The 13,754-nt window shown below is 68.5% G+C and carries 13 protein-coding genes; 9 read left to right on the top strand and 4 right to left on the bottom strand.

Annotation, left to right across the window (positions count from 1 at the left end):
* Window positions 1-173: 173 nt before the first annotated feature.
* Window positions 174-2,486, top strand: a complete 2,313-nt coding sequence (locus WJM96_RS11620) for a heavy metal translocating P-type ATPase (RefSeq protein WP_424812649.1) — start codon at window positions 174-176, stop codon at window positions 2,484-2,486.
* Between the two features lie 138 nt (window positions 2,487-2,624).
* The gene (locus tag WJM96_RS11615) at window positions 2,625-3,320 is read left to right on the top strand and encodes a class I SAM-dependent methyltransferase (RefSeq protein WP_424812648.1); all 696 of its coding nucleotides are present in this window, start codon (window positions 2,625-2,627) and stop codon (window positions 3,318-3,320) included.
* A gap of 62 nt (window positions 3,321-3,382) precedes the next feature.
* Here the strand turns inward: WJM96_RS11615 and WJM96_RS11610 are convergent, their stop codons facing one another.
* Genes WJM96_RS11610 through WJM96_RS11595 form a run of 4 tightly spaced genes read right to left on the bottom strand, consistent with a single transcriptional unit; the run spans window position 3,383 to window position 7,215 of the window.
* Window positions 3,383-4,312, bottom strand: coding sequence for a dihydrodipicolinate synthase family protein (locus WJM96_RS11610; RefSeq protein ID WP_424812647.1), 930 nt, complete (start codon window positions 4,310-4,312; stop codon window positions 3,383-3,385).
* Between the two features lie 22 nt (window positions 4,313-4,334).
* Window positions 4,335-5,321 carry a TRAP transporter substrate-binding protein gene (locus tag WJM96_RS11605; RefSeq protein ID WP_424812646.1) on the bottom strand — a complete coding sequence of 329 codons (987 nt, stop codon included), beginning with the start codon at window positions 5,319-5,321 and terminating at the stop codon, window positions 4,335-4,337.
* Between the two features lie 17 nt (window positions 5,322-5,338).
* Window positions 5,339-6,604: a TRAP transporter large permease gene (locus WJM96_RS11600; protein WP_424812645.1), complete on the bottom strand. Its 1,266-nt coding sequence runs from the start codon at window positions 6,602-6,604 to the stop codon at window positions 5,339-5,341.
* Complete coding sequence (locus tag WJM96_RS11595) at window positions 6,601-7,215, bottom strand: TRAP transporter small permease (protein ID WP_424812644.1); 615 nt, start codon at window positions 7,213-7,215, stop codon at window positions 6,601-6,603. Before WJM96_RS11595 ends, WJM96_RS11600 begins: the two co-directional genes overlap by 4 nt.
* Window positions 7,216-7,310: 95 nt before the next feature.
* On the opposite strand from WJM96_RS11595, the gene WJM96_RS11590 reads away from it, so the two are divergent.
* From WJM96_RS11590 to selD, 7 genes are all read left to right on the top strand, one after another.
* Entirely contained in the window at window positions 7,311-7,970 is a 660-nt protein-coding gene (locus tag WJM96_RS11590) for a GntR family transcriptional regulator (RefSeq protein WP_424812643.1), read from the top strand.
* A gap of 85 nt (window positions 7,971-8,055) precedes the next feature.
* Complete coding sequence (locus WJM96_RS11585; RefSeq protein WP_424812642.1) at window positions 8,056-9,369, top strand: ABC transporter substrate-binding protein; 1,314 nt, start codon at window positions 8,056-8,058, stop codon at window positions 9,367-9,369.
* A gap of 1 nt (window position 9,370) precedes the next feature.
* Window positions 9,371-10,306, top strand: coding sequence for a branched-chain amino acid ABC transporter permease (locus WJM96_RS11580; RefSeq protein ID WP_424812641.1), 936 nt, complete (start codon window positions 9,371-9,373; stop codon window positions 10,304-10,306).
* Window positions 10,303-11,241 carry a branched-chain amino acid ABC transporter permease gene (locus WJM96_RS11575; RefSeq protein ID WP_424812640.1) on the top strand — a complete coding sequence of 313 codons (939 nt, stop codon included), beginning with the start codon at window positions 10,303-10,305 and terminating at the stop codon, window positions 11,239-11,241. The genes WJM96_RS11580 and WJM96_RS11575 overlap by 4 nt, the downstream gene beginning before the upstream one ends.
* A complete protein-coding gene (locus WJM96_RS11570; protein WP_424812639.1) occupies window positions 11,238-11,999 on the top strand; it encodes an ABC transporter ATP-binding protein in 762 nt (253 codons plus the stop codon). The genes WJM96_RS11575 and WJM96_RS11570 overlap by 4 nt, the downstream gene beginning before the upstream one ends.
* Window positions 11,986-12,642: an ABC transporter ATP-binding protein gene (locus tag WJM96_RS11565; RefSeq protein WP_424812638.1), complete on the top strand. Its 657-nt coding sequence runs from the start codon at window positions 11,986-11,988 to the stop codon at window positions 12,640-12,642. The genes WJM96_RS11570 and WJM96_RS11565 overlap by 14 nt, the downstream gene beginning before the upstream one ends.
* Window positions 12,643-12,699: 57 nt before the next feature.
* On the top strand, window positions 12,700-13,746 hold the full coding sequence (gene selD / locus WJM96_RS11560) for a selenide, water dikinase SelD (RefSeq protein ID WP_424812637.1): 1,047 nt from the start codon (window positions 12,700-12,702) through the stop codon (window positions 13,744-13,746).
* Window positions 13,747-13,754: the final 8 nt, after the last annotated feature.

Here is a 13,754-nt window from a genome sequence, read left to right as displayed (position 1 = left end):
TCCCATAAGGGCAAACACTAGGTTGGGCGAATGACGCTTCTGAGCAACCGGACCCATCTGCTTCCAGGAGCGTTCGGCGCGACCGCGCCCAGACCATTCACCGAGCCGGGTGCCATTGCGTGGCGTGAAGCTGAGGCCGCGCACGCGGCCCCCCGGCATCTGAGGGCACCGAAATGACCAGCCACTGCCAGCATTGCCACGGGCCGAAGCATGACGAGCACGCGGGCAAGGTGAAGGACCTCGTCTGCGGCATGTGGGTCGATCCGGCGAAGACACCGCATCACGCGACCCATGAAGGTCAGGAGTACCATTTCTGCTCGGGCGGCTGCCGCACGAAATTCCTGGCCGATCCGATGAAGTATCTCGGCGAGAGGAGGCCCGAGCCGCCCGCGCCCGCCGGCACCATTTTTACCTGCCCGATGCATCCGGAGATCCAGCAGGTCGGCCCCGGAAGCTGCCCCATCTGCGGCATGGCGCTTGAGCCGATGGTCCCGACCGGCGAGGAGGACGACACGGAGCTGCGCGACATGACGCGCCGCTTCTGGATCTCGCTGGCGCTGACGGCGCCCATCTTCCTGGTCGAGATGGCGAGCCACGTTTTCGGGATGCATGGGCTGGTATCTCCGCGGCCCTGGGCCTGGGCGCAGCTCGCGCTCGCGACGCCCGTGGTGCTGGGCTGCGGCTGGCCCTTTTTCCAGCGCGGATGGGCCTCGCTGGTCAGCCGCAACCTGAACATGTTCACGCTCATCGCCATCGGCGCCGGCGCGGCCTGGCTCTACAGCCTGGTCGCGACCTTGGCGCCAGGCGTGTTCCCCGCGGGATTCCGCGGCCCGCATGGCGAGGTCGCGGTCTATTTCGAGGCGGCGGCGGTCATCACCACCCTTGTCCTTCTCGGCCAGGTGCTGGAGGGGCGGGCGCGATCGCAGACGGGCGGTGCCATCCGCGCGCTACTACGCCTCTCGCCCAAGACCGCTCGGCGAATGGGCGCGCATGGCGAGGAGGATGTGCCCCTTGAGGAGGTCGCGCTCGGCGACCGGCTGCGCGTGCGGCCCGGCGAAAGCGTGCCGGTCGACGGCGTCGTGCTTGAGGGTCGGGGAAGCGTCGACGAATCCATGATCACCGGTGAGTCCCTGCCGGTGGAAAAGGCGCCGGGCTCGAGGCTCATCGGCGGTACCATGAACGGTAATGGCTCGCTGGTGATGCGGGCCGAGAAGGTCGGCTCCGAGACCATGCTGGCCCGCATCGTGGCCATGGTGGCCGAAGCGCAGCGCTCGCGCGCCCCCATCCAGCGGCTGGCCGACAGCGTCAGCGCCTGGTTCGTCCCGGCGGTGATGGCGGTGGCGGTGCTGGCCTTCGCCATCTGGGCCGCCTGGGGGCCGCAGCCTTCCTTCGCCTATGGGCTGATCGCGGCGGTCTCCGTGCTGATTGTGGCCTGCCCCTGCGCGCTCGGCCTGGCCACGCCGATGTCCATCATGGTGGGTGTGGGCAAGGGCGCGGGTATGGGCGTGCTGATCCGCTCGGCCGAGGCGCTGGAGCGGATGGAGAAGGTGGACACGCTGGTCGTGGACAAGACCGGCACGCTGACGCTTGGCCGCCCGAAGGTCGTCACGCTGGAGGCGACGGACGAGACGCTGCGCCTCGCCGCCGCGCTGGAGAAGGGCAGCGAGCACCCGCTGGCTGCCGCCGTGCTCGCGGCGGCGGAGGAGCGCGGGATCACGCTTCCCGAGGCGAGCGACTTCGCCTCCGTCACCGGCATGGGCGTGACAGGTACGGTCGAAGGCCGGCGTGTCGCGCTGGGCAATGCCAGGCTAATGCGCGCGGAAGGCGTGGAACCGCCGGAGGCGCGGGCGGACGAACTGCGCGCCGATGGCGCGACGGCGCTTTTCATCGCCGTCGATGGAAAGGCGGGGGGCATCATCGCCATCGCCGATCCGGTGAAGGACACGGCGCCAGCCGCGCTCGAGGGGCTGCGCGCCGAGGGCATCCGCATCGTCATGCTGACCGGCGACAACCGCGTCACAGCCGAGGCCGTGGCGCGGCGCCTCGGCATCACCGAGGTCGAGGCCGATGTGCTGCCGCAGGACAAGCACCGCATCGTCCGCAAGCTGCGCGAGGAGGGGAAGATCGTCGCCATGGCGGGCGACGGCGTGAACGACGCGCCCGCGCTGGCCGAGGCGGATATCGGCATCGCCATGGGCACGGGCACCGAGGCGGCGATGCAAAGCGCGGGGGTGACGCTGGTGAAGGGCGACCTCTCAGGCATCCTGCGCGCGCGGCGGCTGTCGGAGGCGGTGATGCGCAACATCCGCCAGAACCTCTGGCTCGCCTTCGTCTACAACGCGCTGGGCGTGCCCATCGCCGCCGGCGTGCTCTACCCGAGCCACGGGCTGCTGCTGAGCCCGATGGTGGCGGCGCTGGCGATGTCCTTGAGCTCGGTCTCGGTGATCGGTAACGCACTGCGGCTGAGGCAGGCCACGTTTGAGTGAATCGCAGGCAAACTGCGGAATGGGAGCACGTTTCGTGATCAGCATGATGGGCAGGTCAATGGACAGCGATCAAATCACCTTTACTGGGATAGACGTCATCTCTTAGGTTGCCAAAAGACCTGTTAAGGAACGGTTTCGATGGACAAGATGGAGACTTTGGACGAAATCGGACTCCGGTGTGGGACGGACAAAGCGTCCAACCGTCATGGTTACTTGAATTTTTATGACATGATGCTTCGTGACCTGCGCGAGAAGCCAGTGAAGCTGCTCGAGATCGGCATCTACAAGGGTGCATCGCTCCAGATGTGGAGCGACTATTTTGCCAATGGCACGATTACCGGTGCGGATGTTCGGGCCGGAATCGAGACGCTTGAAACGGACAGGATCAAGCCGGTCCACGCGGACCAGAACAACATTATCCAGCTGACCGAACTCTGCATGACCAGAGGCCCGTTCGATGTCATCGTGGATGACGGTTCGCACCGATGGGACCACCAGATGACGTCCCTCGTGACGTTGTTGCCCTTCGTGAAGCCGGGTGGCTACTACATCTTGGAAGACCTTCACACGAGCGATGCTGCGTCAGCTGAAGGTTACAGGGGCCTCGCGACGATCTCGCCGGTCGAGTACCTGGCGGACCTGTCAAAGCGCCTCTGCCTCACTCGTAGCGTGGGCAAGGCGAACACCGAGGCCGATCGCTTCCTGCGCGCCTTCATGATGGATCTGGAATTCATCTGCTGGCACACCTCGACCGTGGTCATGCGCCGCAAGGAAATTCGCGCCAAGGCGACCGCGCCGACCTCGGCGGAGGAGCCGCCCGTGGCAGCCGAGTAGCCACCGGCCGCCGAGCGTTTCAGGGCTGGCGCGCGAAGCGGCGCCAGCCCTTTCTGTTTGGGCTACGCCGCGGCGCGAAGGCCCACTTCCGGCAGCTTCGGCCGCTTGGCCAGCGCGTCCGCCATGATCTTCTCCACATGCGCCTTGTCCCCGCCCTCGAGCTCGAGGCGCGGCGGGCGCGTCAGCCATGTGCCGCGGCCCATGATGTGCTCGCAGAGCTTGATGCACTGGACCAGGTCCGGACGAGCGTCGAGGTGCAGCAGCGGCATGAACCACTCGTAAAGCGGCATGGCCTCCGCGAGGCGCCCCTGGCGGGCCAGGCGGAATAGCGTCTCGCCCTCGCGCGGGAAGGCGTTGGACATGCCGGAAACCCAGCCCACCGCGCCCATCGCGACGCTCTCGACCACCACGTCGTCGAGCCCGGCGAAGAGCACGAAGCGATCGCCGACCTGGTTGCGCAGGTCGATGAAGCGGCGCGTGTCGCCCGAGGATTCCTTGAAGCACACCACGGTGTCGACATCGGCGAGCGAGGCCAGGATGTCGGGCGTTACGTCGTTCTTGTAGATGGGCGGATTGTTGTAGACCATCACCGGGACGTCGGTGGCGCGGGCGACGGCGCGGAAATGCGCGGCCGTCTCGTGCGGCTTCGACGAATAGACCAGGCATGGCATCACCATGATGCCGTCGAGGCCGATGCGCTTCGCCTCCTTCGCCATGTCGATGGCGAAGGCGCTGGTGAACTCCGCGATGCCGGCGATGACGGGAACGCGGCCCGCCGCCGTCGCCTTCGCCATCTCCATCAGCGCGAGCTTCTCGGCCTTGGAGAGCGAGCAGTTCTCGCCCACCGTGCCGCAGATGATGAGGCCCGAGACGCCGTCGCGGATGAGCGCGTCGATGACGCGGGCGGTCGCCTCGATGTCGAGCGAGAAGTCGGGGCGGAACTGGGTGGTGACGGCGGGGAAGACGCCTTCCCAGTTGATGCGTGCAGGCATGTCCGTGTGTCCTTCTTGATTCTCAGGCAAGCGTGGCGCCGACGCGGCGCATCTCGCGCAGCACGGGCGCGCGCTCGAGCCAGATCTGGTCGAAGGCGCGCACGGCGGCGTCGGTGTCGGCCGCGGCGATGGGGCGGATGGGAATGGGGGCGGCGCGGAAACTCTCGATGATCCTGGGCTCGTCGGCCACGAGCTCCGCGATCTGCTGGTCGAGGTTCGACTTGATCAGGCGCGTGATGATCTCCTTGTCCGCCGCGGGCAATCCCGCCCAGACGCGGCCGGAGACGAGGGCCGCGACGGGCATGAACTGCGCGTTCATGCCGAGGATCACTTTGGAGACGCGGTCGAAGCGCTGGTTCCAGGAGAAGGCGAGGTCGGCCTCCAGCCCATCCACCTGGCCGTTGGTCATCGCGTCGAACACGGCCGGCGTCGGGATCGGCGTCGGCGCCGCGCCGAGGGCGGTGTAGAAGTCGCGGAAGGTGGGCGAGGGAATGGTGCGGATCTTGAGGCCGCGCACCTCGCCCAGGGACGAGATGTCCTTGGTCGAGAACATCACGCGCATGCCCGTGATGCCCCAGCCAAGGCCGATGGTGCCCGTCTCGCGTGGCAGCAGGTCGAAGAGGCCGGTGGCGACGGGCGTCTTCACGAACTCGCCGACCTGCGCGGTGGTGCGCACGACCCAGGGGGCCGTGATGGCGGCGATGGCCGGCACGCGCGAGCCGAGCTCGGCCGCCATGATCCAGCCCATGTCCAGCGCGCCGGACTGCATCTGCTGCAGCATCGCAGCCTCGCTCCCGAGCTGGCCGGCGTGGAAGACGGTGAGCGAGAGGCGGTTGTTCGTCGCGGCCTTCAGCTGCTCGCCGAAGCGCAGCGCCGTCAGGTTCCAGGGATGACCCGGCGGCGTGAGGATGCCGAGGCGCATCTCCCGCGGCTGGGCGAGGGCAAGGCCCGGTGCCGCGAGGGGGAGTGCCGCGCCGAGGGCGAGCGCGTGGCGGCGGGTCAACGTCATCGGCGAAGTCTCCTTGGCTATTTGATGAGGGCCGTGGACAGCCACGGGAAGATCGAGAGCACGATGAGGATCGCGCAGGAGGCGAAGAAGAACGGCAGGGTGACGAGGAACATCTTCCCCGGCTTGGCGCCTGTGACGGCCGCCGCGACGAAGAGGCAGAGCCCGACGGGCGGCGAGAGCAGGCCGAGCACCAGGTTCACCACCACCACCACGCCGAAATGGCGCGGGTCGATGTGGAAGACGTCGGTCGCGATGGGCAGCAGGATCGGCACCGTCATGATCAGCCCGGGCACGCCGTCGATCACCGTGCCGATGACCAGCAGGATGACATTCACCAGCAGCATGAAGCTGATGGGACCGGTGGCGACGCTCTGAACCCAGGCGGCGGCCGCCTGCGGCACGCGGCCATAGACCAGCACCCAGGAGAAGACGGCCGCGGCGGCGACGAGGAAGAGCACGATGGCGGAGTAGATTCCCGCGCGCAGCAGCATGTGCGGCAGCTGCGACCAGCTCATCTCCCGAGTCCAGTAGCGGCCGACGAGCGCCGCCGCGAGCGCGCCCACCGCCGCCGATTCCGTGGGATTGGCGAGGCCGCCCAGGATGGAGCCGATGATGACGATGGGGATGAGCAGCGTAGGCAGCGCGTCGAGGATGACGCGCAGGCGTTCGCGCCCCGTCATGCTCTCGCCCTTGGGGTAGTTGTAGACATGGCCCATCAGCGCGATCACGCCGCAGAAGGCCGCCGTCAGCAGGACGCCCGGGATGATGCCCGCCACCAGCATGTCGGACACGCCGACCTGCGCGAGAACGCTGTACACGACGAACATGATCGAGGGCGGGATGATGGGCCCCAGCATGCCGGCATAGGCCGTGAGGCCGGCGGCGAAGGTCTTGTCGTAGCCCTTGCGCTCCATCTCCGGGACCATGAGCTGCGCCATGATCGCGACCTGTGCCGTCGCCGATCCCAGGATCGAGGAGACGATCATGTTCGCGATCACATTGACGTAGGCGAGACCGCCCTTCAGCCGCCCCATGAAGGCCATGGCGAGCTGGATGATGCGCTGGGTGATGCCGCCGCCGTTCATGATCTCGCCAATCAGGATGAACAGCGGGATGGCGATGAGGCCGTAGCTGTCCACGCCGCCGAAGAGCTGCATGGGGAAGCTGGCGAAGAGCAGGTGGTTGCCGGTCGCGACGATGTAGATCATGGCCGCGATGCAGAGGCACATGCCAATCGGCACGCCCAGCAGCAGGATGGCCACGGAAGCGCCAGTGGTGATCATGCCACCGTCTCCGCGTTCTCGGAGAGGCCGGAGCGGGCGGGCGGCGGCGGCGCCAGGCCCAGATCCTCCAGCAGGTTCGCGACGCAATGGATGGAAAGCGTCGCGGCGAAGATGGGCAGGACCAGGTAGAGTACCCAATTCGGCCAGTTCAGCGTCTGGGTGTGCTCGGTGTAGATGAAGTTGAAGGTCTCGGCCGCGTAGTCGCGCGCATCGAAGCCGGCCCGCGCGATGCCGATGGGATCGAGCCAGGTCCAGCATATCGCGAGGAAGCCGAGCGCGAACACCAGCACGCAGAGGGTCGAGAGCGCGCGGGCCGCCTTGGCACCGCCGGGGCTCAGATGCTCGGTCAGCAAGGTCACCGCGAAGTCGAGGCGCAGCCGCGTCATGGCGGAGGCACCGATGAAGGTGAGCCAGACGGTCGTGTAAACGGCCATCTCGTCGATCCAGTAGATCGGAAAGCCGCCGTAGCGGGTGACGACGTTCACCAGGATCAGCGCGGTCAGCAGCCCCATGAATCCCGCGACGGCCACGCGCTCCGCCTTGAGCAGGCGCTCGGACGCGGCGACCGCCAGCATGGCGGGCCGGCTGGGCGGGGCGAGGGCGATGGACATGCCGGGGCGGGGGCTCCTGGGGAGGATGGCTGCCATGCATTCGTAGATTTTATACAATATGCATGTCAACGGGGAATCTGCTAGGGTCGCTTCCGATGTCCGAAGCACCCCTCAAGCACCGAACCCTGGCCTCCGCCGTCCTCGACCGCGTACGGGAGGAGATCCTGCTCGGCCGCCACCCCGCTGGCACGCAGTTGCGGCAGGATGCGCTGGCCCAGGCCTATGGCGTCAGCCGCATTCCGGTGCGCGAGGCACTGCTGCAGCTGGAGGCCGAGGGCTTCGTGCGGATCGTCCCGCATAAGGGGGCGATCGTCTCGCCCATCTCGCGGGACGATCTGAACGACGTCTTCGACCTGCGCACGATGCTGGAGCCACGTCTCTTCGCCAGCGCCATCCCGCTGCTGACGCCCGGCGACTTCGCTGAGATCGACGCGCTGCACGAGAGCTTCGCCGCCGCCATCGCGGCGCGCGACGTGGTGCAATGGGGCCTCATCAACGCGGATTTCCACGCGCGGCTCTACGCGCCGGCGCCCCTGCCGCGCACTCAGGCCATCGTCGCGGCACTGCTGCAGACCAGCGATCGCTACACCCGCCTGCAGCTCTCCACGCCCGTCGCCATGGAGCGGGCCCAGCGCGAGCATGCCGAGCTCATCGCCCTGGCGCGGAAGGGCCATATCGAGCGCGCGTCTAAGCGCCTCGCGACCCATATCGAGACCGTGCGCGCGGATCTGCTGAAGGTGCTCGCGCGCGGCTGAGGGCGCTTGCGCGTCCTGGCGCGCTCGGGCACCGTCTCTCCCAGGCCAGGCAGACATGATCCGGCCAGTGAGGGAGAAGACCGTCATGACGAGCATTTCGTCCATGTCCCGCCGGGCCGTGCTCGCGGGCGCCGCCACCTCCGGAAGCCTGCTCATGGCCGGCAGCGGGGCAGAGGCCCAGCCCGCCAAGCCTGCCGAGCTCAAGGTCGGCATCACCACCTTCCTCTCCGGGCCCGCCAGCGTCTTCGGCGTGCCTGCCCGCCAGACGGCCGAGATGCTGGTCGAGCAGATCAATGCCGAGGGCGGCATCGGCGGCGTGCCCGTCCGCGTCTCCTTCGTCGACGAGAACCCCGGCACCGAGCACCTGGTCGGCGAGTTCCGCCGCCTCGTGCAGGCCGAGGGCGCGCACGTGATCTTCGCCTCGATTTCCTCGGGCTCCTGCCTCGCCTGCACGCCGCTCTCCGACGAGATGCGCAAGACGACGCTGCTCTGGGACTGCGGCACGCAGCGCATCTTCGAGGAGGGGCGCCACCCCTATGCCTTCCGCACCCAGGGCTATGGCACCTCCGAGGTGCTGGCCCCGCTGCTCTACCTGCTCAAGCACAAGCCGGACTTCCGCAGCATCGCGGTGATTAACCAGGACTACGCCTGGGGCCGCGATTCCTGGGAGCTGTGGAAAGCCGGCATGGACGCCATGAAGCCCGGCGTCCGCGTGGTGGCCGAGCTTTTCCCCCGCTTCAACAGCACCGATTTCTCCACCGAGATCACGCGCCTGCTGGCGCTGCGCCCCGACGTCATCCTCTCCACCTCCTGGGGCGGCGAGCTGGTGACGCTGGTGCGCCAGGCGACGGAGCGCCGCTTGCTCGAACGCTCGCTGATGGTTCTGCCGGTAGCCGAGGCCTCGCTGCCGCCGCTCGGCCGCACGATGCCGGCCGGCCACATCATCGGCACGCGCGGCGACCACTGGATCAACCACCCGCGCCCGCGCGACAAGGCGGCGCTCGACCGGTTCGTGAACGCCTATCAGACGCGCTTCAACCAGCCCGTCATCTACCCGTGCCACCATATGTACCAGGCCTTCTCGGCGCTGCAGGCCGCCTATGCCAAGGCGATCGCGGCCAAGGGCGGTGGCTGGCCGAACGACCAGGAATTGGCGGCGGCGTTCCAGGGCCTGACCTTCGACACGCCGACGTCGCGCATCACCATCCGCGAGGACGGGCAGGGCATGGAGGACCAGATCGTCGGTCTCTCCTCCTTCGGCACGCTGCCCTATGCGGTGCCGGAGAAGATGATGCTCTACCCCGCCGCCAACGTCAGCGCGCCGGTCGGGCAGAAGAGCGTGGACTGGCTGAAGACGTTGCGCCCCGGGCTGGAGAACACGGCCGGACAGGCGCTCTGACGTGTTCGGCTGGTTCGAGGAGAACGGTCTGCTCCTCGGCCTCGCGCTGCTGGACGGTCTCGCCTATGCGGCGCTCGTCTTCATGGTGGCGGTGGGGCTGAACCTCGTCTTCGGGGTGCTGCGGGTGCTGAACGTGGCGCATGGCTCGCTCTACGCCATCGGGGCCTATGCGGCGGCGAGCCTGGGCCTCTTCCTCGGCACGCGCGGCATGCCGGCCTGGCTCAGCCTGCCCGCTCTGGTGGTGGCGGCCGCGCTGGTCGGCTGCACGCTGGGGCCGCTCATCGAAAGGCTGCTCCTGCGACGGATCTATTCGCAGGAGCCGGTGCTGCAGCTGCTCGTCACCTTCGCGCTCTTCATGATCCTGGAGGATGCGCAGAAGCTCATCTGGGGCGTGCAGCCGGTGCAGAACGACGCGGCGCTGCGATACCTCGGCACCTTCGACGTGCCCTTCGCGGGCGACTTCATCCCCTTCACCGCCTATCAGCTCTTCGTCCTGCCCGGGGTGGCGCTCGCGACGCTGATCGGGCTGGCCTGGTTCCTGCGCCGGACCCTGACGGGCCGCGTGATCGTGGCCGTGACGACGGATCGCGAGGCCGCGACGGCCATGGGCATCGATGCCTCGCGCATCTACCTGCTGACCTTCACCTTCGGCGCGGTGCTGGCCGCGCTGGGCGGAGCGCTGTCCTCGCCCACGGCCTCGCTGGTGCCGGGCATCGGCGCCTCGACGATCGTGCTCTCCTTCGCCGTGGTGGCGACCGCGGGGCTCGGGCAGATCGAGGGCGCGGCGCTGACGGCGCTGATGATCGGCCTCGCTCGCTCCATCGCCGTCTATTTCCTGCCGGAGGCGGAGGTGCTGACGCCCTATCTCATCATGGTGGCGGTGCTGCTGGTGCGCCCGCAGGGCCTCTTCGGCGTGGTGGAGACGCGGCGCGTATGAACCTCCGCCGGACAGAAACCCTACTGGCGCTGGCCGGCGCCGTCCTGCTGGTGCTGGCGGCCTTCTCCGCGCCCTGGCTGCGTTTCGTGCTGACCGTGGCGCTGGCCAAGGGCATCGCGGTGCTGGGCATCCTGCTGCTGCTGCGCGCGGGGCAGGTGAGCTTCGGCCATGCGCTCTACCTGGCTTTTGGCGCCTATAGCGTCGCCTTCCTCGCCCCCCAGGTGCCCGAGGCGCTGATCCTGATGCCGGTAGCGATGCTGGCCTCCGGCGCGCTGGGGCTGCTGGTCGGGCTCTTCGTCTCGCGCTACCGCGAGATCTTCTTCGGCATGCTGAACCTGGCGCTCAGCATGGTGTTCTATTCGCTGCTGGAGAAGCTCTACCACTACACCAAGGGTACCGACGGCATTCGTGTCGCAGTGCCGCGGTTCCTGGGCATGACGCTGGAGCGCGACCAGTTCGAATGGGCGCTGTTCGGGACCACGCTCGTGCTCGCGTTGGTCATCGGCTTTTTCGTGAGGCTCTACCTCGCCTCGCCCATGGGGCAGGCACTCTCCGCCATCAAGACGCGTGAGACGCGGCTCGAGTTCATGGGCCTCCCGGCGCGCGGCGTGCTGCTTTCGGCCTACGTGCTTTCGGCGCTGATGGGCGGGCTCGCGGGCAGCATCATCGCGCTGACGACGCGGCACGTGACGCCGTTGCTGGGTTACTGGACGGTTTCGGGCGAGCTGGTCTTCATCGCGATCCTCGGCGGGGCCGGTGCGGTCCTCGGTCCCTTTCTCGGGGCCATCACCTTCGAGCTGGTGCGCGTCTATGCGGCCGCGAGCTTCGCAGATGCCTGGCAGGCCATCCTGGGCCTCGTTCTGCTGGGCGTGATCCTGTTCTTCTCGCGCGGGCTTTGGGGCATCGTCGAAGGGCTGAGGGGGAAGCGCGCATGAGCGATGTTCTCCTCTCCGCCCAGGGGCTGCGCCTGGCCTTCGGCGGCGTGAAGGCGGCCGACGGCATCGACCTCGACGTGATGCGCGGCGAGTTCCTGGCCATCATCGGCCCGAACGGCGCGGGCAAGACGACCTTCATCAACATGACCACCGGCTATCTGCGTCCCCAGGCCGGCACCATCACCTATGAGGGGCAGGCCATCACCGGGATGGCGCCGCGGCGGATCGTCGCGCGCGGCATCGCACGCTCCTTCCAGCTTCCGCAGCTTTTCACCGAGCACACGGTGCTGGAGAACGCGGCGCTGGCCATCGCCGCGCGCGAAGGGCCATGGTCGCCGCTTGCCCCCCTTCTGCGTCCGCGTTGGCGCGAGGAGGCGCGTGAACTGCTGGAACGCTTCGGCCTGGGTCCCATTGCGGATCAGCGCGCCGACGCGCTGAACGAGGGCGCGCGCAAGCTGACGGATATCGCCATGGCGGTGGCGCTGCGCCCCCGCCTGCTGCTGATGGACGAGCCGACATCCGGCGTCGCCGCCAACGAGAAGATGGAGGTGGTGGAGACGCTGGCCCGCGTCCTGCGCGAGGCGAAGGTCACCGCCGTTTTCGTGGAGCACGACATGGACGTCGTCGAGCGTTTCGGCGACCGCGTGGCCGTCTGGTCGCAAGGGAAGATCGCGGCCCTGGGACCGCCGGCGCAAGTGCTCGCGGACCCGCAGGTGCAGCGCGACGTGATCGGAATCGAGCGCCATGCTGCGGCTTGAGGGGGCGTCGGTCGAGATCGCGGGCGCGCCCGTGCTGCGCGGCGTCTCGCTGCATGTGCCGCCCGGAGGGCGCGTCGCGCTGATCGGCCGCAACGGCGCGGGCAAGACCACGACGCTGCGCGCGCTGATGGGGCTGCTGCCGCTGCGCGGCGGCAGGGTGGTGCTCTCGGGCGAGGATGCTTCCACCGTGCCCGCGCATCACCGCGCGCGGCTCGGCATCGGCTATGCGCCGGAGGACCGGCGGCTCTTCGGCAGCTTCACCGTGCAGGACAACATGCTGCTGCCGGCGCAGGTGCTGAAGCTCACCCCCGCCGAGACGGAACAGCGCATGGAGACCGTCTTTACCCTGCTGCCCGAGCTGCGCGCCCTGGCACCGCGCAAGGCAGCGGGGCTCTCGGGCGGACAGGGCAAGATGGTGGCGCTGGCCCGGGCGCTCATGATCGGCTCGCGCGCCATCCTGCTGGACGAGCCCTTCCAGGGCCTCGCACCCGCCCTGGCCCTGCGCTACGCGGAGGCGCTGCGGCGCCTGCGCGACGCCCTGCCCGATGTCGCGATCCTCATCACCGAGAGCAACCCCGAGCTGCTGCGGCCCCTGGTGGACCAGACCTATGTGATCGAGCGCGGCGAGATCGCGGCCGCCTGAGGCGTTTGGTCCGCCGGTTCCGTCCGGGTAGAATGGGCCAAAGCCCCGGAGGACCACATGGACGCCGTCTCGACGCGCCTGACCGAACTCGCCCATGGCGGCGGCTGCGGCTGCAAGCTCGCCCCCGCCGTGCTGCAGAGCCTGTTGGCCGGCCAGCCCGCCGCTGCCCCCTTCGCGCAACTCCTGGTCGGCTCGGAGACCGCCGATGATGCGGCGGTCTGGAAGGTGAATGACGAGCTCGCCGTCATGGCGACGACCGATTTCTTCATGCCGATGGTGGACGATCCGCGCGACTTCGGGCGTATCGCGGCCACCAACGCGATCTCGGACATCTACGCGATGGGCGGCAAGCCCATCATGGCGCTGGCTATCCTCGGCATGCCGGTGAACAAGCTGGCGCCCGAGATCGTGCGCGAGATCCTGCAGGGAGGCGCCTCGATCTGCGCGGAGGCAGGCATTCCCGTCGCGGGCGGTCATTCCATCGATTGTCCGGAGCCGGTCTACGGCCTTGCGGTGATCGGCCTCGGCCACCCCGATCGCGTGCTGCGCAACACCGGGGCCAAGCCGGGCGATGCGCTCATCCTGACCAAGGGGCTCGGGGTCGGCATCTACTCCGCCGCGATCAAGAAGGGCTCGCTGCCCGACGGCGCCTATGCCGAGATGATCGGCTCCACCACGCTGCTGAACCGAATCGGCGCGGAACTGGCCGAGGACCCGGCGGTGCATGCCGTCACTGACGTCACGGGCTTCGGCGTGCTGGGCCACGGGCTGGAGATGGCGCGGGGCTCGGGCCTCGTGCTCGAGATCGACGCGAATGCGCTGCCCCTTCTGCGCCACGCCGCGGCACTGGCGGAGCGCGGCTTCGTCACCGGCGCCTCCCACCGGAACTGGGACAGCTATGCCGAGGGTGTGGACGTGCCCGAGAGTTTCCCACTTTGGCGGCGCCACCTGCTGACCGACCCCCAGACGTCAGGTGGCCTGCTGGTCGCTTGCGCGCCGGATGCGGCTGCCGGGCTGGTCGCCCAAATGCGCGCGTCCGGCTACCCGCTGGCCGAGCGGATCGGCTCGGCGCGGGCGGGCCAGCCATGCGTGATCGTGACATAGGGGCAACC

The sequence above is a fragment of the Roseococcus sp. YIM B11640 genome (genome assembly GCF_049727625.1).
In the GTDB taxonomy this organism is placed as follows: Bacteria; Pseudomonadota; Alphaproteobacteria; order Acetobacterales; family Acetobacteraceae; genus Roseococcus.
Note: the sequence above shows the minus strand (reverse complement) of the source record. Positions and strands in the feature narration are given on the sequence as shown.

What these genes read in the sequence shown, in the direction of transcription:
- WJM96_RS11620 (WP_424812649.1), top strand. Translation starts at nt 174, where the DNA reads ATGACCAGCCACTGCCAGCATTGCCACGGGCCGAAGCATGACGAGCAC.
- WJM96_RS11615 (WP_424812648.1), top strand. Translation starts at nt 2,625, where the DNA reads ATGGACAAGATGGAGACTTTGGACGAAATCGGACTCCGGTGTGGGACG.
- WJM96_RS11610 (WP_424812647.1), bottom strand. Translation starts at nt 4,312, where the DNA reads ATGCCTGCACGCATCAACTGGGAAGGCGTCTTCCCCGCCGTCACCACC.
- WJM96_RS11605 (WP_424812646.1), bottom strand. Translation starts at nt 5,321, where the DNA reads ATGACGTTGACCCGCCGCCACGCGCTCGCCCTCGGCGCGGCACTCCCC.
- WJM96_RS11600 (WP_424812645.1), bottom strand. Translation starts at nt 6,604, where the DNA reads ATGATCACCACTGGCGCTTCCGTGGCCATCCTGCTGCTGGGCGTGCCG.
- WJM96_RS11595 (WP_424812644.1), bottom strand. Translation starts at nt 7,215, where the DNA reads ATGTCCATCGCCCTCGCCCCGCCCAGCCGGCCCGCCATGCTGGCGGTC.
- WJM96_RS11590 (WP_424812643.1), top strand. Translation starts at nt 7,311, where the DNA reads ATGTCCGAAGCACCCCTCAAGCACCGAACCCTGGCCTCCGCCGTCCTC.
- WJM96_RS11585 (WP_424812642.1), top strand. Translation starts at nt 8,056, where the DNA reads ATGACGAGCATTTCGTCCATGTCCCGCCGGGCCGTGCTCGCGGGCGCC.
- WJM96_RS11575 (WP_424812640.1), top strand. Translation starts at nt 10,303, where the DNA reads ATGAACCTCCGCCGGACAGAAACCCTACTGGCGCTGGCCGGCGCCGTC.
- WJM96_RS11570 (WP_424812639.1), top strand. Translation starts at nt 11,238, where the DNA reads ATGAGCGATGTTCTCCTCTCCGCCCAGGGGCTGCGCCTGGCCTTCGGC.
- WJM96_RS11565 (WP_424812638.1), top strand. Translation starts at nt 11,986, where the DNA reads ATGCTGCGGCTTGAGGGGGCGTCGGTCGAGATCGCGGGCGCGCCCGTG.
- selD (WP_424812637.1), top strand. Translation starts at nt 12,700, where the DNA reads ATGGACGCCGTCTCGACGCGCCTGACCGAACTCGCCCATGGCGGCGGC.